Source organism: Hymenobacter sp. BT18, from assembly GCF_012273015.1.
Taxonomy (GTDB): domain Bacteria; phylum Bacteroidota; class Bacteroidia; order Cytophagales; family Hymenobacteraceae; genus Hymenobacter; species Hymenobacter lutimineralis.
Genome location: NZ_CP050954.1, coordinates 3,560,400 through 3,579,454, shown reverse-complemented (window position 1 = coordinate 3,579,454; position 19,055 = coordinate 3,560,400). Strand labels below are relative to the sequence as shown.

The 19,055-nt window shown below is 61.6% G+C and carries 16 protein-coding genes; 11 read left to right on the top strand and 5 right to left on the bottom strand.

Going from position 1 to position 19,055, the window contains the following annotated elements:
- Positions 1-96: 96 nt before the first annotated feature.
- The 3 genes from HER32_RS15390 (at position 97) to HER32_RS15380 (ending at position 5,358) form a co-directional block, all read left to right on the top strand.
- Positions 97-1,434, top strand: coding sequence for a proton-conducting transporter membrane subunit (locus tag HER32_RS15390; RefSeq protein WP_168682501.1), 1,338 nt, complete (start codon positions 97-99; stop codon positions 1,432-1,434).
- A gap of 17 nt (positions 1,435-1,451) precedes the next feature.
- On the top strand, positions 1,452-3,695 hold the full coding sequence (locus tag HER32_RS15385) for a DUF2309 domain-containing protein (RefSeq protein WP_168682500.1): 2,244 nt from the start codon (positions 1,452-1,454) through the stop codon (positions 3,693-3,695).
- A 199-nt stretch (positions 3,696-3,894) separates the two neighbouring features.
- Positions 3,895-5,358 (top strand): IPT/TIG domain-containing protein, encoded by a 1,464-nt coding sequence (locus HER32_RS15380; protein WP_168682499.1) that lies wholly within the window; start codon positions 3,895-3,897, stop codon positions 5,356-5,358.
- A gap of 100 nt (positions 5,359-5,458) precedes the next feature.
- Here the strand turns inward: HER32_RS15380 and HER32_RS15375 are convergent, their stop codons facing one another.
- From HER32_RS15375 to HER32_RS15365, 3 genes are all read right to left on the bottom strand, one after another.
- Complete coding sequence (locus tag HER32_RS15375) at positions 5,459-5,866, bottom strand: hypothetical protein (RefSeq protein ID WP_168682498.1); 408 nt, start codon at positions 5,864-5,866, stop codon at positions 5,459-5,461.
- A 323-nt stretch (positions 5,867-6,189) separates the two neighbouring features.
- Entirely contained in the window at positions 6,190-6,816 is a 627-nt protein-coding gene (locus HER32_RS15370) for a DUF6134 family protein (protein ID WP_232066273.1), read from the bottom strand.
- A 244-nt stretch (positions 6,817-7,060) separates the two neighbouring features.
- The gene (locus HER32_RS15365) at positions 7,061-7,843 is read right to left on the bottom strand and encodes a DUF547 domain-containing protein (protein WP_168682497.1); all 783 of its coding nucleotides are present in this window, start codon (positions 7,841-7,843) and stop codon (positions 7,061-7,063) included.
- 108 nt (positions 7,844-7,951) lie between these two features.
- Here HER32_RS15365 and HER32_RS15360 point away from each other — a divergent pair, with 108 nt between their 5' ends.
- From HER32_RS15360 to arsS, 6 genes are all read left to right on the top strand, one after another.
- Positions 7,952-9,043 carry a BamA/TamA family outer membrane protein gene (locus HER32_RS15360; RefSeq protein WP_168682496.1) on the top strand — a complete coding sequence of 364 codons (1,092 nt, stop codon included), beginning with the start codon at positions 7,952-7,954 and terminating at the stop codon, positions 9,041-9,043.
- A gap of 45 nt (positions 9,044-9,088) precedes the next feature.
- The gene (locus HER32_RS15355; RefSeq protein ID WP_168682495.1) at positions 9,089-9,781 is read left to right on the top strand and encodes a TIGR04283 family arsenosugar biosynthesis glycosyltransferase; all 693 of its coding nucleotides are present in this window, start codon (positions 9,089-9,091) and stop codon (positions 9,779-9,781) included.
- The gene (locus HER32_RS15350; RefSeq protein ID WP_317169641.1) at positions 9,781-10,782 is read left to right on the top strand and encodes an NAD-dependent epimerase/dehydratase family protein; all 1,002 of its coding nucleotides are present in this window, start codon (positions 9,781-9,783) and stop codon (positions 10,780-10,782) included. Before HER32_RS15355 ends, HER32_RS15350 begins: the two co-directional genes overlap by 1 nt.
- Positions 10,775-11,656 carry an SDR family oxidoreductase gene (locus tag HER32_RS15345; protein WP_168682494.1) on the top strand — a complete coding sequence of 294 codons (882 nt, stop codon included), beginning with the start codon at positions 10,775-10,777 and terminating at the stop codon, positions 11,654-11,656. The genes HER32_RS15350 and HER32_RS15345 overlap by 8 nt, the downstream gene beginning before the upstream one ends.
- Before the next feature lie 64 nt (positions 11,657-11,720).
- Positions 11,721-12,059, top strand: a complete 339-nt coding sequence (locus HER32_RS15340; protein WP_168682493.1) for an arsenosugar biosynthesis-associated peroxidase-like protein — start codon at positions 11,721-11,723, stop codon at positions 12,057-12,059.
- Positions 12,060-12,180: 121 nt separating this feature from the next.
- Positions 12,181-13,227: an arsenosugar biosynthesis radical SAM (seleno)protein ArsS gene (gene arsS, locus HER32_RS15335; RefSeq protein ID WP_168682492.1), complete on the top strand. Its 1,047-nt coding sequence runs from the start codon at positions 12,181-12,183 to the stop codon at positions 13,225-13,227.
- 301 nt (positions 13,228-13,528) lie between these two features.
- Here the strand turns inward: arsS and HER32_RS20445 are convergent, their stop codons facing one another.
- Positions 13,529-13,708, bottom strand: a complete 180-nt coding sequence (locus HER32_RS20445; RefSeq protein ID WP_410503878.1) for a T9SS type A sorting domain-containing protein — start codon at positions 13,706-13,708, stop codon at positions 13,529-13,531.
- A gap of 1,308 nt (positions 13,709-15,016) precedes the next feature.
- Here HER32_RS20445 and HER32_RS15325 point away from each other — a divergent pair.
- Together HER32_RS15325 and HER32_RS15320 are read left to right on the top strand one after the other, a co-directional pair.
- A complete protein-coding gene (locus tag HER32_RS15325; protein ID WP_168682491.1) occupies positions 15,017-15,409 on the top strand; it encodes a hypothetical protein in 393 nt (130 codons plus the stop codon).
- Between the two features lie 111 nt (positions 15,410-15,520).
- Complete coding sequence (locus HER32_RS15320; RefSeq protein ID WP_168682490.1) at positions 15,521-16,264, top strand: LytR/AlgR family response regulator transcription factor; 744 nt, start codon at positions 15,521-15,523, stop codon at positions 16,262-16,264.
- Between the two features lie 80 nt (positions 16,265-16,344).
- Here HER32_RS15320 and HER32_RS15315 read toward each other — a convergent pair whose 3' ends face one another.
- Positions 16,345-18,720: a PAS domain-containing hybrid sensor histidine kinase/response regulator gene (locus HER32_RS15315; RefSeq protein ID WP_168682489.1), complete on the bottom strand. Its 2,376-nt coding sequence runs from the start codon at positions 18,718-18,720 to the stop codon at positions 16,345-16,347.
- Positions 18,721-19,055: the final 335 nt, after the last annotated feature.

Genomic DNA, 19,055 nt, shown 5'->3' with positions numbered 1-19,055 from the left:
TCTAATGCACAATATTAGAATTTCGAGTTTTTCTAATATTAGAATGCCTAATACTTTTGATTGCTCAAACAAAGATAACTTATAACCGAATTTGGCATGACAACTTTTGTACTCAGTAGCCTTTTTCATGTGGATCGGCTGTCCATGACCATGATGGGGTTGGTTGCTTTCATCGGGGTATGCGTGGGCAGCTTTGCGTATCGGTACCTGAAAGGAGATAGTCACTACCAATCGTTTTTTATCTGGCTCGGGTTGCTCATTAGCTCGGTCATGCTGCTGGTTAGCGCTGATCATCTGCTGCTCCTGCTGGTGGCTTGGTGCGTGAGCAACGGACTGCTGGTTCGGTTAATGATGTACAAAACCAGTTGGCGAGCCGCCAAAGCTGCCGGGCTGCTGGCAACCAAAAACTTCGGCGTGGGTGCTGTAGGTGTGGCCGCCGCTTTCGGGCTGTTTTATGCCACAACGGGCCAAACCAGTATCCAGGCGGTGATTCGACAGCCAACGCTTTCCCCGGCGCTGCTGCTGGCGTTGGTTTTGTTGCTGATCGGGGCCATGACCCAGTCGGCCATTTGGCCCTTCCACCGGTGGTTGCTTAGCTCGCTGAATTCGCCGACGCCGGTTTCGGCGATTATGCACGCGGGGCTCATCAACGGCGGGGGCTTCTTACTGGCCCGATTTGCGCCTCTTTATTTGCAAAGCCCCGTCTTACTGACGGCAATCGTCGTTATTGGCTTCTGTGCTGCTTTGCTGGGGACCTTATTGAAACTCCTGCAGCCTGATGTGAAGCGCATGCTGGCCTGTTCGACGATGGGCCAGATGGGGTTCATGTTTGTGCAGTGTGGCCTGGGCCTGTTCCCGGCGGCGGTGGCGCATCTGGTCTGGCATGGCATGTTCAAAGCCTATCTGTTTCTCTCCAGCGGCAGTGCCGCGAAAGAAAAACGCGTCGACCAGGCCTATCCGCCCACCCCTCTAGCCTTTATGGCGGCTCTGGTGTGCGGGCTGGCCGGCAGTTTCAGCTTCACCGTTTCCAGTGGTAAAGTCTGGTTAGCCGGCGATACCACCTTCGTGCTGGTTGTCGTGGCTTTTCTCACCGCCAGCCAATTCGCCCTGCCCATCCTCCAGGCCAACCCGCTGCGCATGTTGCCGGGGACCCTGGTTGGTACCGGCCTGTTCGGTTTGGTATACGGGGGCAGCGTCCAACTCATCAGCTGGTTTATGGCACCGATGGAACTGATGCAGCCCCAAGCGCTCAATGGCTTTCATGTGGCTGGCCTGCTGACCCTGACGCTGGCTTGGCTGTCCCGGCTGTTCCTCAGAAAAGAGAAGAAAGAAGCTCCGGACTGGATGCTGAAAGGCTATGTGACGGCGCTCAACGCGAGTCAGCCGCACCCTGACACCGTCACGACCCACCGTAACCACTATCAGTACCAATAAGGACACCATCAGCCACCATGGAAACAGCCGTTAAGAGCGTTAAGACCAAGTCCTTTCGTAAACACATACTCCAGGCAGAACAGGGGGATAGTACCCGCTTAGCCGAGCAGGTAGCGCGTAGTTTCAACACCATAGCGCCCTTCTGGCCCCTAAAAAACCTGATTGCCGTTAATCCCCTTCAGGGCCTGGAAGACCTGCCGGTGGAGGAAGCCTTACCGCTGGGAAGAGCTTATTTTCAGCAGGCTGCGCTACCAGTGCCGATGGAGGCCGTCAACCGGCAAACCATCAAATGGCTCCAGGTATATTTTGACGACGGCCAGGCCACCCTGCCCATGCCGCTGCGCCATGAGGGGTTATATGCCGCCTGGCGGCAGCTGGCCGTTCACGACGCCTGCCTGCATAACCATGATGAGCAAAAAAAGGCCTGGCTGACCAGCCTGCCCGAAAACCCTCATCAGGCTATCCAGAACTGCCTGCTTCAGCTGGGCATTGCCCGTCCCGAACACCAGACATTCCTGACCCTCCTGCTGACCACCCTGCCGGGCTGGGCCTCCTACATCCGGTACCGCACCAACTGGGCGGGACTGGACGCCCAGCATCCGCATCCGGTAGCCCAGACCGACTATCTGGCCGTCCGGTTGATCATCACCTGGTTGCTATGGCCGGAAGCAGGTGCGTTGGTAGCCTGGCATCAGCAGGTGCTGGAACGGGTTCAGTCGAAACCAGCCGTACTGGAGCAAATTCAGCAGGCCGAACGTACGTACCGCTTGCCTTTACTGGCACAACTGGCCGCCCAGCCTCTACATCCGCCACGCGTCCCCAAGGCCCAGTTGGTCTTTTGTATCGATGTCCGTTCCGAGGCCTTTCGGCGGGCCCTGGAGGCAACGGGTGATTACCAGACGCTGGGTTTCGCCGGCTTTTTCGGGGTGCCGGTGCAGATCACCGATACGGTGACGGGCGAATCGTATGCGTCCTGTCCGGTGCTGCTCTCGCCCCAACACATTGTCAAGGAAGCGCCCGGCTGTGGCCGGGCCGAGCAGGAGCAGGACCGCCGGGGGTACGTTCGGCTCACGAAACTCAACCAGCTTTACCAATCCCTGAAATACACCTTTACGACGCCTTTTGCGCTGGTTGAAAGTCTGGGAATAGCCACCGGTACGTGGATGGGCCTGCGCAGTCTGGCCCCCGGTATGGCGTCTAAGCTCAAGAGCAGCGCCGTTCAGGCAATTCGGAAACCGATAGCGAGGGAGTCGTCACTGGATACCCTTTCGCTGGCAGACCAGTGTGTGTATGCCGAAGGGGCCTTGCGGTTGATGGGACTTACCCATCATTTTGCGCCGCTGGTCGTATTCTGCGGGCACGGCAGCACAACCCAGAATAATGCCTACGCAACGGCGCTTGACTGCGGGGCCTGTGGAGGACGACATGGTGCGCCCAACGCCCGGATCCTGGCAGGAATCCTGAATACACCTGCCGTCAGAACGCACCTCCGCCAAACAGGGATTTCGATTCCTGACACCACCCGGTTTATTGCGGCCGAGCATAACACAACCACCGACGAAGTCAGCCTCTATGGCCATACCCCGTCTGAGGCGCTCGACACGCTAACGCAGGATTTGGCCAAAGCACGGCAGGCCAATAACCTGGAGCGGCTTGGCCAGATGCAACAAACGGCTCGTCCTGGCGAGGAGACACAGCAAACCTGGCTACGTTCGCAGGACTGGGCGCAGGTTCGTCCGGAATGGGGGCTGGCGCGCAATGCGGCCTTTATTGTCGGTCCGCGTGACCTGACGGCGGGCCTGAATCTGGAAGGACGCTCGTTTCTGCACTCCTACGACTATACCCAGGACCCAACGGGCAGCGCCCTCACCACCATCCTCACGGCGCCCATGGTAGTAGCCGAGTGGATTAATACGCAATACCTGTTTTCGACGCTGGATAATGTGGCCTTTGGCGGGGGAAGCAAAATAACCCAGAACATCACCGGCAAAATCGGCATCATGCAGGGCAATGCCAGCGACCTGATGACCGGCCTGCCGCTACAATCTGTGTATGCCACTGACCGCCTGGCCTATCATCAGCCCCAACGCCTGATGACGGTCGTCTACGCCCCCCGCCCGGTGCTGGATGCCATTATCAGCACCCAGCCGGTGCTACAAAAACTGTTTGGGAATGGATGGGTGCAACTGGCATGCCTTGACCCGGAAACGCATCAACCGTATCTGCTAACCCGTGACCTGGCATGGCAGACAGCCCAGTAAAACGCCCGTCCGTCTACCACGGAAGCCATATACTGCACTTGTAGTAGTTGACTCGGATGGTTTTCAGGCGCCTTTGGGAAGAAACCGGGAAGTACTGACAAGGTAAAGCGAGCATTAAAAAGGGTGGCGCTGTCGGGCGTAAGCCCTTATCGGTCTGTCAACGCTAGGTATACTGGCAGCCAATTTCAACGATAATGCCGTGAGCTTACTGCTCAACGACGGCACGGGTAACTTTGTCTTCAACGCGGCGGTTTCCGTAGTTATCAGCCACTTAAACGTGGCGCTGGGCGACGCGAACGGCGACCTGGATTTTGTGACGGCTAACAATGGTAACAGCACAGTGAGTGTGCGGCTGAACCAACCGGCGCCCGTTGTGCCCATCATCAGCACCGTGAGCCCGGCGGCTGAGCTGCCCGGTATGCCCGTCGTGCTCACCGGCACAAACTTCGCGGCGGGCAGCACCGTGAGCTTCGGTGGCGTGCCGGCGGCCAGCGTCACGTTCACCTCAGCCACCAGCCTCACGGCCGTGGTGCCGGCCGGCGTGCCCGCCGGTGCCGCCAACGTGACCGTGACCACGGCTGGGACTACCAGCAGCCCCCGTGCCTTCACGGCACTGCAAGTGTACAACGAGACGGCCGCCTGCTTGGCCTCGGCCAGCTACCTGACTACCGGAGACGGGCAGTGGCACTACCTGCTAAGCACGGGCGGAGACGTGCTGGCCGCCTTGCAAGACACACGCGCCGGGCTGGGTACAGTTACAGTTAGCCTGCAGGCCACTGGCCCGGCCGGGCCGGTGCGCCAGGACGGGCGGGGCAACAAGTACCTCGATCGAAACTTCCGCCTCACGGCCACTACCCCAGCCTTTCCCGGCAGCAGCGTGAACGTACGCTTCTACGGCCTGACCGCCGAATTTGACCGCTTGCAAACCGCCGACGCCGGCCTGAGCTACGCCAGCCTGAAAGCCACCCAGTACAACGGCCCGAACGAGGACTGCGAGCTGGGTAACAACAGCCCCACCGGCGAGTATCGGGTGCTGTCGCTGGCTGCCAGCACGCCAAGCGGCGGAGTACCGTGGTTCGTGGCTCAGGCCGCCGTGGCCGACCATTTCTCCGAGTTCTACCTGACGGGCAGCAGCACTCCGCTGCCTGTGGAGCTCGTCGCCTTCACGGCCCAAGCCCAGGGCCCGGCTGTGGCCCTGGCCTGGCGCACGGCCTCCGAGAAAAACAGCGCCCACTTCGAGCTGGAGCGCAGCCCGGACGGCACAGCCTTCGCGCGCATCGGGACGGTAGCCGCCCAGGGTACCACCAGCCACCCTACCGGCTATGCCTACCTCGACGCCGCTCCGCCCTTCACCCAGTCAGCCACGCTCTACTACCGCCTGAAGCAGGTGGACCAGGATGGCACCTCCAGCTACTCACCGGTGCGCCTGGCAAACCTTCCGCCTTTTCTTACTTCCTCACTTACCATTTTCCCCAACCCGACGGCCGGTGCGGCCGTGCTCAAGGGCGCCGCGCCCGGCGCAATGGTGACGGTGTTCGACCCGCTGGGCCGGCTGGTGCTGACCGCCACGGCCGACGCGGCAGGCACGGCCCACCTGACGCTGCCGGCGGGCATGTACGTGGTGCGCAGCGGCGGGCAAGCCCGCCGTCTGGCAGTGGAGTAGTGTGGAGCGGGAGCGGCCAAAACAACGCATGGTTTGCTGCCTTCTGCCTCACGCCCTGGGCGCCGCCGACCATAACGTCTTATTCCAGCTTTTGCACCTTCTACGTTACCTTCGATGCGCACCTTGTTCCCACGGCTCCTGCTCGGCTGGTCAGCCATTGCAGCACCAGCGGCGCGTCCTCACGCCAGGTAGGCTGGCCCAGCAGGGCGTGGTTGCGGCCAGGGAGTTCGTAGTAGGTCCGGATGGAGCCAGTGTGCCGGTAACGCCGGTAGTTGGCCCAGTTGAGTACGGCGGGCATCAGGCGGTCGGCGCCGCCGGCCAGAAACAATAGCGGGGCGTGGGGCCGGTGAAAATTGACGTGGGTCCGCCGGCTCAGGGTGTCCCGAATTACCTGCTTGGATTCCGGGGCCAGCAGGTGCTCGTAGGTGCGCTGCTGGTCGGCCAGCGCCAGGCCGTTGGCAATGTCCTGCTGCCATTGGGCGAAGCTGGGCAGGTAGGTCGTCTTCAAGGAGGAAAACAGCCCGAGCATGGACAGCCCGGCTCGCACCATGGGCCAGCTCCACGCCACGCCGCACACGTGCCCCTAAGTTCGCCCACCGCCGCCATCACCGCGTCGCTGCTGCGCTGACCCGGCTTATGGGCCCTCATTTAGTACGGCAGTTCCGATTTCTGAGCGTCAATCACAATGCCCAAATTCACGAAGAACTGAAGCCGTGATAACGGGGGCTACCGCAATCTGCCAGGTACGACACTTAAAAATCGATATGGAAAGATTGGGTATGCTTCCTACAAGATACCACCCGCAGAGGCGTCGCCAGCATGCTTCCCCGCTTAGGGTAGCTGCCGGATAATGAAGTTCTTCAGCGGGTTCTTCTTGATGATGGTCACCAACTTTCCGTTGGCGTACTGGTACTCATCCTCGCGGCCGTCGCGCCGGGCGCGGTACTGGGCGCTGCGCGCGGGCTGCAGGCGGAAATAGTCGCCGAAGTATTCAGTGAAGGCCCGGCGCTGTTCCCGTGGCTCGCCAAAGAACATATCCGTCACCGTGTAGGTGATAGGCTCCGTTTGGGTGGCCCGGTATTGGTGCTTGTACTGATTAGCCTCGATATCGTAATGGTCGCCCTTCCACTCAGTGCGCGAGGCAAAGTCGCCCTGGTTGGTGTGGGCTTCCACCGTCGAAAGCAGCAGCTGCCCGGCACGGATGCGGTTGATAACCTTGTAGTACACCTTCAGGCGGTAGACCAGGAAGTTGACCTGTACGTCGCTGACCAGGGTGTAGCGCATTTCGTCGGCGCCCAGGAGCTGGCGGGTGGCTGTCATCGTGCCCACGCGCAGCCCGGCCACTTCGATGCTGTAGCGGTGCTGCTCGGTGCCGGCCGGACTTTGGGCCCAAGCGGGTAGGGTGGCGGCCAGGCTGCTGCCGAGCAGCCCCAGCTTTAGCATCGCAGTTACAGGCATGGGCGGAAACAAAACGCCCGGCCGGTAAATTGACCAGGCGGGGGGCAGCTGGCGCTGAGCAGCGGCCGTCCCCATAATGATGGTAAGTGGAAGGCAAAACGAAACTATCGTTGCGGCCCGGGGCTACCAAGGGAACGGCGGTTTCGGGGCGCATACGGCCAGCGGCTTATTTCGCAGTAGCCCGTGGCGTTGGCGGGGGAATTGGCAACTCCTCCGGGGCAGGCCGGGACGTGATGCGCTGCGCCTACTGCTCGTTGAGGTTCCAGTTGTAGCCGAGGTAGCTGATGTTGGCGTTGTCGCCGAGCTTGGTGGTCGAATACTTGTTCACCCACTTGGTCACCGACTGCCCGTTCAGGTTCCAGTCGCCCTTGTACCAGTCGAAGTACTTCGAGAGCTGCGCGCTTTCCTTGCCCACCTTGTTCTTGCTTGGGTTGTTCAGGAAGTCACGGCCCTGGTCGTCGAGCTGCCGGTCAAGTTTGTCGGCCGTGTAAGCTTCGGGGCGCAGGCGCGGGCAGGAAATTGAGGCGCACACCAGCGCGAAGTGGATGCGCGGGTCGTCGTACTTCTTGCGCAGCGTGCCGTGCTCGATGTCGTCGAGGCTCATCTTCTTGCCGCCGATGCGAAAAAACTCGGCCGCCCAGGGCGTGGTCACGAAGGGAATCTTGATCTTGGAGCCGATGTCCTTGATGCTCTGCACCGGGTAGTGGTTCAGAATCAGCTTGATGGTGTAGGCATTGTAGGCGTTGATCCAGTAAGCCATCTGCTCGGGCTTGCTCCAACCGGCCGCCGGCGGGTTCTTGCTCAGCCGGTCGAGGTACTGGTTCAGCTCCTGCTGGTCGTTCTTCCAGGCTTTGTAGTTGACGAGGCCCTTGTCGTTGACGTATTTCTTCAGCAGCCGGTCGTAGACCACGTGGTCGATAGGGGCCGCGGTGGTAGTTCGCTCTGGGCCCGGCTTGGGCGCCACGAAGGCCGTTAGCGCCGCGCCCACGGCGCCGGCCAGCAATACGGTTAGAATGATTCGGCGCATAAGCAGTACAGTTGAGCTCCTATATACGGCAAATAGCCGCTTATAAGATTGCCAGACGGGCAATCTTATTGCCCGCCGGCTTTCGTATGGAATAGAAATCTTCACCGCATGTTGCTCCTTGCCCTGTTCGGCCTTTCCGGCGCCGGTACTTCCCCCGACAGCTTGCCCAAGCGCGTATCGGTGTTTCCGCTGCCGGTGGTGTACTACACGCCCGAGACGCGGCTGGCCTTCGGGGCGGCGGCCACGGCTACCCTGCGCTTCCGCCGCGACACCGGCGACACCACGGCCCGCCCCTCGCAGCTCACCTTCGGCGTGGCCTACACCCAGAACCGGCAGCTCCTCGTGTATCTGCCCTTCCAGGTGTTCTACGACCACAACCGTTACTACGCCTACGGCGAGGCCGGCTACTACCGCTACACCTACTACTTCTTCGGGGTGGGCGAGCGGGCGGTGCCCAGGGAGCTGTACGGCGTCAACTTTCCCCGCATCCGCATGAATGCATTCCGCCGAATCGTGCCCGGCTGGCGGTGCGGCAAGCTGTACGCCGGCCTGCGCTACCAGTACGAGGACTACCGCGTCACCCGTGTAGTGGCTGATGGTGAGCTGGCCAGCGGCCGGGTGCCTGGCGGGCGCGGCAGCCGGCTCACTGGCGGCGGGCTGGGCCTGTTTTTCGACGCCCGCGACCGGGTATTCTTCCCCACCAAGGGCGTGGTGGCCGACCTGGCCTACCTGCACCGCAACCGGGCCACGGGCGCCGGGGCCGCCGGCGAAACCATCCGCTTCAGCCGCCTTTCCGCCGACGTGTCGTCGTACCACCGCCTCGCGCCGCGCACCGTGTTGGCGCTGAATTACTTCGTCAGCTACACCGCCGGCACGGCCCCGTTCAACGCCCTTTCGCTGCTGGGCGGCACCCGGCGCCTGCGCGGCTACTATGAGGGCCGCTACCGCGACCAGAACGCGGCCGTGCTGCAATCGGAGCTGCGGCTGCCGGTGTACCGGCGCCTAGGCGCGGTGGTGTTCGGCGGAGTGGGCGCGCTGGGCGACGAGCGGCAGCTGCTGCGCCTGAACGCTCCCAAAGCCGCGTATGGCGCCGGTCTGCGCTTCACCGTAAACCGCCGGGACCACCTGAACCTGCGGGTGGACTACGGCCTGGGGCGCCACTCCAGCGGCCTGTATATTACCATCGGCGAAGCTTTTTAACCATCTTCCCGCTCCTGACTTGTTCCTCCGCCCGCCGTTCCCGCTATGAATATCAGCGTCATCATTCCTACTTATAACGAAGTCGATAACATCGGCCGGCTGGTGCAGGAGCTGCGCCGCCACGACCCGGGCCACGACGTGGAAATCATTGTCGTCGACGCCGGCAGCCCCGATGGCACGGCCGAAGCGGCCCGCCGCGCCGGGGCCACGGTGCTGCTGGCGCCAAAGCCCGGCCGCGCCGCCCAGATGAACCATGGCGCCCAGCACTCCGCCGGCGAGCTGCTGTACTTCGTGCACGCCGACGTGCGGGTGCATCCGGGCTACGTCACCACTATCCGGAGGGCCGTACGCGACGGGTACCCGGCCGGCTGCTACCGCTTCCGCTTCGATTCGCGGCACCCGCTGCTGCGCATCAACAGCTACGGCACCCGCTTCCAGGGTCTGATGAGCCGCGGCGGCGACCAGACCATGTTTATCACCCGCGCGCTGTTCGAGCAGCTCGGCGGCTTCGATGAGCACTACTGCATCATGGAGGATTTCGACATGATTCGGCGCATCCGCCAGGTGGCCGCGTTTCTGGTCGTGCCCCAGGACGTGGTGGTGTCGGCCCGCAAGTATGAAACTAACGGCTGGCTGCGGGTGCAGCTGGCCAATCTGACGGCCTTTTCCATGTTTTTTTTGAAGATGCCGCCGCCGCGCATTGCCCGCACCTACAAGGCCCTGCTCAACTACCGCTGATGATGACACGGCGCGTACTCGTCACCGGTGCCGGCGGCTTTCTGGGCCGCCACCTCGTGCAGCAGCTCCTGCACCAGGGCTACGCCGTGCGCGCCCTGCTGCGCCGCCCGCTGACCGGGGCCGTGGGGGAGCCGGAGTATCCCACCGAAGTCGAGTGCGTGCTGGGTGACATCTGCCAACCCGCCACCGTGGCCGGCGCCGCCGAGGGCTGCTGGGGCATCATCCACGCGGCCGCACTGGCGCAAGTGAACCCGGCGCGCAACCCGGCGGTGTGGGCCGTGAACCACGGCGGCACCGAAACGGTGCTGCAGCTGGCCCGGCAGGTCGCGGTGCAGCGCTTCGTGTACGTGGGCACAGCCAACGTCTTCGGCTTCGGCACCCTGGCCCGCCCCGGCGACGAAACCTGCCCCTTCGCCGGCCAGCGCTACGGCCTCGACTACATGGACAGCAAGCGGGCCGCCGCCGAGCTGGTGACGCGGGCCGTGCGCGAGTGGCAGCTGCCGGCGGTGCTGGTGCACCCTACCTTCATGCTCGGCCCCGGCGACGCCAAGCCCACCTCCAACGCCCTGCTGCTGGAGCTGCTGCGCGGCCGGGTGCCGGGCTACCCAGCCGGCGGCAAAAACTATGTGCACGTGCAGGATGTGGCCGTGGCCGCCGTCAACGCCCTGACGCAGGGCCGCGTGGGCGAATCCTACGTGCTGGGCCACCAGAACCTGAGCTACCGCGCCGCCTTCCGGCTGATAGCCGAGGTGCTGGGCGTGCCCGCCCCGCGCTGGCCCATCCCGACGCCCCTGGCCCGGCTGTACGGCGCCGCCAGTCAGCTCAAGGCCCAGCTCACGGGGCGGCCGGGCCGGCTGAACCCCAGTATGGTCGCCGTGGCGGCCGACGGCCACTACTTCGACGCGGCCAAGGCGCGGGCCGAGCTGAGCTTGCCCCAAACGCCCATTGCGCAGGCCGTAGCCGAGGCCCACGACTGGTTTAAAGCCCACCGCTATGTCTGAGCCGACGTCCTCTTCTACCCCCGGCCGCGCCCCCGTGCTGGGCGCCGCGCCGCCGGCCCGACCGGGTGCGTTCAGCGGACAGGTCGCCATCGTGACGGGCTCCGAATCGGGCATTGGGCGGGAAACGGCGCGGCAGCTGTGCCAGCAGGGCGCGGCGGTGGTGCTCAACGGGCGCAACCCCGAGCGGCTGCGGCAAACCTGCGAGGCCTTCGAGGCAGCGGGCTACGCCGTGGTCAGCTGCCTGGCCGACGTAACCGACTACCCCAGTTGCCAGCGCCTGGTGGCAACGGCCGTGCAGGCGTTCGGGCGGCTCGACATCCTCGTCGCCAACGCCTGCATCTCGCAGCGGGCTTACTTCGTGGACATGCAGCCCGAGGTGTTCCGGCAGGTGCTCGACAGCAACGTGTACGGCGCGGTGTACCCGCTCATGGCCGCCCTGCCGCAGCTGACCCAGGCGCGGGGCAGCGTCACGTTTATTTCCTCGATTTCGGCGCTGAACGGCATGCCCAGCGGCTCGGCCTACTGCGCCGGCAAGGCGGCCCTCAGCAACCTGGCCCACACCCTGCGGCTGGAGTTGGCCAGCACCGGCATTCACCTGGGCGTGGTCCACATCGGCTTCACCCAGAACGACCCCGACAAGCGTGTGCTCGACGCCGGCGGGCAACCCGTGCCCATTGCCTACCGCCCGCCGCGCTGGCAAAAGTCGCAGACCGAGGTGGCCGGCATCATCCTCGGCCACATCCGCCGCCGCCGGCAGCGCACCGTTATTTCGGCCCTGGGCTGGCTGATTCTGCTGGTGCACACGTATTTCCCCCGGCTCGGCGACTGGTTTGTGCGCACCAGCTTCCGCCGCTTCCGCCACTGGTACGAGTGACAATCTGCTTGCTGCGCCTTCTCGTACATACTGTGCCCCCGCTTTACTCCCCATTTACATTCCCATGGAAAAATCTACTTACTACAACCCGGCCGACCTGGCCAAATTCGGCAACATCACCGAGTGGCAGTCCGAAATGGGCCGCAAGTTCTTCGACTACTACGGCGAGGTGTTCAAGGAAGGCGCCCTGTCGGAGCGCGAAAAGGCGCTGATTGCCCTGGCTGTAGCCCACGCTGTGCAGTGCCCCTACTGCATCGACGCCTACACTGTGGACTCCATGCAGAAAGGCGCCGATGAAGCCCAGATGATGGAAGCCGTGCACGTAGCCGCCGCCATCAAGGGCGGTGCCGCCCTGGTCCACGGCGTGCAGATGATGAACAAGGCCAAAGAGCTCAGCATGTAATGTGCCGGTGTGATTAATGTGCTTATATGCTGGTGAAAACCGTTCGTCTCCTGTTTATGAACGACTCTGGCATAATAGCATTAGCACATCAGCACATTCCAACACATTAGCACAGTAACCGATGAAGTCACTCAAAGCTACGGGCCACCAACTCGCGGAACCCGCGTTTCAGCTTACCGTGCTGCGCCAGGAAGTGGTGGACACGCTGCACCTGCCCGCGTTTCACGAGAAGCTACGGGAGGCCAGCCTGTTTCCGCTGGCGCCCGTGGCTCCGGCCGTCCTGCAAATCAACGTGGGCAAGATGTGCAACCAGGTGTGCAAGCACTGCCACGTGGACGCCGGCCCCGACCGCAAAGAAATCATGACCCGCGAAACGATGCAGCTCTGCCTCGACGCGCTGGCTCAGACCGACATTCCGACGGTGGACCTGACCGGCGGCGCGCCCGAGATGAACCCGGATTTCCGCTGGTTTGTGGAGCAGATTCATGCCCTGGGCCGGCATATCATCGTGCGCTGCAACCTGACCATTATCGTGGCCAACAAGAAGTACCACGACCTGCCGGAGTTCTTCAAGGCCCACGGCGTGGAAGTGGTCAGCTCGCTGCCCTTCTACACGGCTGCCAAAACCGACAGCCAGCGCGGCGACGGGGTGTTCGAGGACTCCATCCGGGCCCTGAAGATGCTCAACGCCGTGGGCTACGGGCAGGAAGGTTCGGGCCTGGTGCTGAACCTGGTGTACAACCCCGCCGGCGCGTTTCTGCCGGGCAGCCAGAAGGGCCTGCAGGAGCAGTTCAAGCGCATGCTCTTCAAGGACCACGGCATCGTGTTCAACAGCCTCTTTGCCATTACCAACATTCCCGTCAGCCGCTACCTCGACTACCTCATCGAGTCGGGCAACTACGCGGGCTACATGGAAAAGCTGGTCAACGCCTTCAACCCCGTGGCCGCCGCCGGCGTGATGTGCCGCAACACCATTTCGGTGAGTTGGGACGGTTTTCTCTACGACTGCGACTTCAACCAGATGCTCGACCTGAAAGTCGCCAGCCCCGTGCGCCACCTCCGCGACTTCGACGCCGCCACCCTGGCTGCGCGTACTGTGGTGGTCAACCAGCACTGCTACGGCTGCACGGCCGGCAGCGGCTCCAGCTGCGGGGGCACCACAACATAAACTCCCGTACTGCAGGGGCACCACGGCGCCCGCCCGGACGGCAGCAACAGCCAAGCGCGCCTCCCGGTGCTTTTGGCGAAGCGGCGGTTGAGCGCATCAAGTTCGGCCTGGAGCCGACTTCTCTTTTCTGAGGCTGATACGGCTATAAACAGCGGGAGCGGGTTTGTACTGCCAGCTCCAACCCGTCGAGTAGCACGCCCGCCTTGGCTAGGCCCAGTTGGTCAACCCGCTACGCCAGCAAAGCGTGAAGCGGCTCCTGCAGGGCTGTCTGCCGCTTCCCACTCGGGTTAACCGTGCTTGGTTATCGTTGAGGGATAAGTCGCTTGGTAATGCTTGTTGATCCTACCTGCAACCGGTACAGGTAAAGCCCCGCCGGTAAGTCTGGGGCTTGCCATTTTACTTCCTGACGGCCGCGCGCAAAGGTGCCGGCCACGACGGTGGCCACTTCCCGCCCGACCAGATCATGGACGGTCAGCCGCACAGCAGCGGGTTTGACTAGCCTGAACGTAAAGCTGGTGCTTTCACGCGCGGGATTGGGGTAGTTCTACGTCAAGGATACCTTGTCTGTGGCTATTTCTTCCCGAGAGGAAAGCGGCTGCGACACCGTCACGCGCCAGGTGCGGGTTTTGGTGAGGCCTGGCAAGATGATAGGAGAGCGTACAAAGGGCGTTTCATCTTTCACCCGTAGCTCCACGGTGTGTTCCCCAGTCCCCAATTCAGCAGCGGACACCGTCAATTCCTTGTCCCCGGTATTCACCAGGGTGCCGTCTACGAACCATTTCCTCGGCCCTATGCCCCTCCGCTACCAGAATGATGTTCATTCTCCGGTCTAGTGGGCCGATTGTTGGGCTGATGCTTCCAGGAAAACAGATCCGTGGTCTGGCGCCCCCGTAGCGCGGTTTAGGGGTTGTTCTCGCTACCTCATGGGACTGTCCGTGGTTTAGCGCCTACGTCGAAGGCTCCCCACCAGTATACCTGCATAGCCCGGTGGGCAACCGGGGCCACAGCCGTAGTGCATTTGCTGTCTGTGCCTATACTACTTGATCTGAATGAGGGGGTAGCCGTAAATCAGGGTATTACTTTCTTGTAGCCGGCCACCACATTGTTTCTATAGTAAATATTAATCCTAATAGATTGACGGCGCTTGTAAACGTAATTAAATTATTAAAATAGTCATATTTTTATACAATAACATTGCTTATACAACTAAGAAAAATCACTTAAATAAATGACGCCGGTCATTTATTTAAGTGATTTTTCTGGTAATATTTGTTACACTTGAGTGCAGCAGAATAGGTCAAATGCTTATAAAAAACAGTATTCCTAACGATTAACTGCAATTAGCCTATTCAAGTTAGTTAAGGCATACTCAGTTATGTATTTGCATGTCTCTACATGGTTTTTATTATTTTATTGCAATTTTATTTTAAACAATCAAAAAATGTAAAATATATAATTAAAGCTCGACAATACAAAAAGTGTAAACCTGGTACAAAGTCAGCTTTCACCTGGGTAGTCAACAGTCCGCAAACCACTCATTATTGCCCTTTTATCCCCCCATTTTCCCTATGAAACCCACTACTCCTCTTCGATGTATGCACCGGCGAACTGCTCCTCATATACCGCAACGCCTACCTGCACCGCAATGCCGACCCGGCGCACGCTACCGTAACGTGCTGGCACGCAATGAAGACGCAGGAGGGCGAAGTGGCAGAGCCCACCTCGTGGGTGAACAAGTCGCTAACCTTTATCTGGCAGCAACCAACAGTTGCGGCAGCGGATCACTGCCATGATCGGCATTGCGGCCCCGTTCGCCGGCGCTTCTATGGCCGGCACCAGTTTGCCCACTAGCAACGGTATGGTGCCCAAAGGTATGAGCGCAGCGGAGGTGACCGTCATGAAAGATGTCGCCGATATGAGCGCGGCAACGGAATATGCTGATCTGGAGTTAAAAGCCAGCGCAGAAACGGAAAAGGCAACGCTGCAGCCTCGTCCGGCCAAGCATCGCCGTTTCCTGTTTTTTTCTAGCCGCAGCGGGCCGCCCGGCAGTGTAGCCGTAACCGTTGGTCAGCAGACGTACTTTCGCGTCAAAAGCGTCCTGACTGCCTCACCAGTGGTGGGCCAAAGCGCCCGGTGCGCGACCTGCCGGCTCCGCAAGCCGGATATTGAAAGTAAAGGCTAAGGTCGGCTCTAACTGTCTACAGCTGTTTAAGTATGCCTTACCTGACCAGTGAGCAGCAGAAAAAGCGACCTTAACAGTGCCTGCTGCTAGTCGCTAAATATAATTCTATGTATGAGCCCTATTGATGCAAACCCCCTGGCCTGTGTCATCATCGATGATAATGAGATGAACCGGCTGACGCTGGAACGCTCCGTACAGCGCCACGACCAGCTGAGGCTGGCGGCTTCTTTTTCCGACGCGGTAGAGGCGCTGGCTTATTTCCACGCCGCCGGTCCGGCCGATGTGTTGCTGCTCGACATCGAAATGCCGCACCTCAGTGGCCTGGAACTGGTGAAGCTGCTGCCTGAGCCCAAGCCAGCCGTTATTTTGGTTACCACGCATGCCAGTTTTGCCGTTGATGCCTTCGAGCTTCGCGTACTTGATTACCTGGTTAAGCCCGTTGGCTACGGGCGCTTTTGCCAAGCCATTGCCCGGGTAACTGAGCAGCGGGCGGCTAGTATGCCGCCGCCTCTGAAGCCGGCACCCGCTGATATTTCGTCTACCGGCTCCGACCTGTTCGTGAAAACCAGTGGCAAGTTTTTGCGCATCAATTTCGAGGAAGTGTTATTTATCGAGGCGCTGTCTACCTACGTGGTGCTGGTTACGGACAAGTGCAAGCACATTGTAGGCGGCACGCTCAAGCACATGGAGGAGCGGCTGCCGTTCCGGCATTTCGTGCGCGTGCACCGCTCCTACATCGTGAATATGCACCGGGTGGAAGCCATGGTAGACAATATGCTCAAGCTCGGCGCGCATGAAGTACCCGTCAGCCGCCCCTACCAGGAAGATTTTGCGCAACGTCTGCAGGCGTTGTAGCCAGTAGGCAGAGAAGAAGAGCACTGGCTGCGCACGCAATAGCCCTGGATCTGCCGCTTTCTCTAAGCTTCGGGGCTGGCTTACAGGGTCTCACTTTCCTCGGGTAGACTGGCAAGCACGCGCTCCACCTGCCGCACCAACTGGCGCACGGCGGCGACTCGGCCGGCGGGGACTTTGGCGCCTGGTTTGGGCACTTGCATCAGTAGCTGCAAGGCCCGCTCCAGGCCAGCCACGCCAAACTGCACCAAGTTGGGTTTGATGTGATGCACCAGCCGGGCCACCTGCGGCCACTGACCGGCTGCCGCCGCCGTCTGAATCTGCTGCATAATGGGCGGCATATGCTCCAGGAAAGAGCGTACCATGCGCGCTGTGAATACGGCGTCGCCATCGGCCATTTCGTGCACCTCGGCCAAATTATAGAGCGGCACTTCGGCAGGATGCACAAGCGCCAGCAGCTTGCGAAAGAACTCCGCTTCTTTAAAGGGCTTGGTGAGGCAGTCGTCGATGCCTGCCTGCAGATAACGGTCCAGGTCGGAGCGGAAAGCATTGGCGGTAAGCGCCAGGACGGGCACCTGCGCCCGCGCCGGATCGGGGTGGCGACGCAACGCAGCGGTAACTTCTACGCCGCTCAGGCCTGGCATCTGTATATCCATCAGGATGGCATCGTAGGAGCGGGCAGCGTGCAGGGCAAGTGCGGCAGGACCATCAGCCGCTTCGTCTACTACCACGCCCCAGCTTTCGAGCAGCCGGCGGACCACCTCCCGGTTGATGGCATTGTCCTCGGCCACGAGCACCCGCCGGCCACGCAGCGCGCTGGTATCCAGCGGCGGGTCCCGGCGGGTCACCGCTTCGGCCCCGACCGCGCAGGGCAACGTCACGGTGAAGGAGAACGTGCTGCCGCTGCCTAGCTGGCTCTCCACGGTGAGCGCGCCCCCCATCTGCTCGACCAGGGCGCGGGCAATGCCTAGCCCCAGGCCGGTGCCGCCGTAGCGCCGGGCGGTATCGACGCCGGCCTGGGCGAAGTCCTCGAAGATGAAGTCCAGCTTATCGGCGGCAATGCCAATGCCCGTGTCGGTAAGCCGAAACAACACCGTCAGGTGGGTGTCGGTGCGCGACACTAGAAACCCTCCCACCGAGATGCTGCCCTCGGGCGGCGTAAACTTAATGGCGTTGGACGTTAGGTTGATCAGGACCTGATTGAGGCGGTAGGCGTCGCCTACTACGCGCGGCAGTGGGCCGCTATGCTCCAGCAGGGCCGCGTGAAATGCCAGGCCTTTCTCGCGGGCCTGCACGGCCAGGGGGCGCAAAGCCTCTTCTACGGAGGCGCGCAAATCAAACGGTACTTGTTCCAGCTCCAGGCGCGCCGAGCTGATTTTCGTCATGTCGAGCACCTCGTTGAGGACGGAGAGCAAATGCTCCCCGGAAGTCTGAATGATGCGCAGCAGCTCCTGTTGGTCCTCGTTGAGGCGGGTTTTGCTTAGTTGCCTGGCCATGCCCAGCACCCCGTTCATGGGGGTACGGATTTCGTGGCTGAGGTTGGCCAAAAAAGCTTCTTTGGCCTTGCCCGACGCTTCTGCTTTGTCTTTAGCGCGTCGCAGCTCTGCCTCGGCCTGAGCCCGCTCGGTGATGTCGAGCCCGCAGAGCAGCACGTCGGCCGCTGGATCTGCCGGTCCAATACGCTGCGCCTGGTAGAGTAGTTCACGCGGCTGCCCATCGCGCGGTAGCAGGGGCAGCACGCCAGCCGCGGCCGGCCGTGCGGCCACCTGGGCTAAGTAAGCAGGCAGGACAAGCTCCAGTCCCGCAGCCGGCATAAACGCAGAGAGTGAGTGCCCGATCAGCTGATCGGGGGGTAGTTGAAGCAGGAGGGCAAACGCCTGATTGCAGGAAAGAATTACCCCGGCCGCGGAGTGAATGACTACGGGAGCTGGCAGGTACTGCACCAAGTCATTGGAAAATGACTGACCGGGGGCCCCGGCTGCCGGAGCTGCTGGGGGCGAGGGTAGCAGTAAGCGGAAGCTTAGCAGCTCGGCGCGGGCGCTGCCAGCGGGGGCGGGCAGCGGCGTGTAGTCCTGCGTCAGCAAGCGGCCGTCACGCAGGGGGATAGAGTTGCCGGGCGCGGGCTGCTGGCCGGTGCGCAACGCCGCCAGGAGGCGAGCTGGCTGGGCCGGCTCGAGCGCCAGGTGACGCAGGCGGGCAAACAGGATGTCGGCGGGTTTACCCGCCCAGTGCTCTGTCGGCTCCGGCAGGGCCAGCAAAAGGCACAGCGCCTCGTTGACGTGGTGAATAGTCCCGTCCGGGTTCAGCAGCAACAGGCCAGGGCCGGCGACATCGGCCAGGCTGGCCAGCCGACGTTCGGCCACTGCGGCCCGGGCGCTGGCTTCCCGCAGTGCACCTTCCAGTTCGGCGATGCGGGCCGAGGCCTCGGTAGCAGGAAGAGTAGCGCGGTCGGATGGCATGGGGAAGCTTGGAGAAGCGAAATAGCGGGCAAAGACTTGGCACCGGGCCAGGCGTGGCCAGCTGAAATTCCTGGCCAAAATAGCACCGGATGCGTCGGTCCCGACCTGCGGCCGGCGTCAAATTTGGCGAAGGGACGGGGAGGGCTTTTTCACTCCCTTCAAAAAGCTGTTCACTCGCTTTAAATACGTGTTGGTTCAGCAAAAACCCAATGCTTCATTTCGCCGCCACCCTTACCCTTGTATTGTCGGCGGCGCAGCGGGGGACTACCTGACAAAGTCAACGGGTTTGTTTTACCGCCCCGCCAACCCGACTAAGTTCACCTAAACTTTTCCAA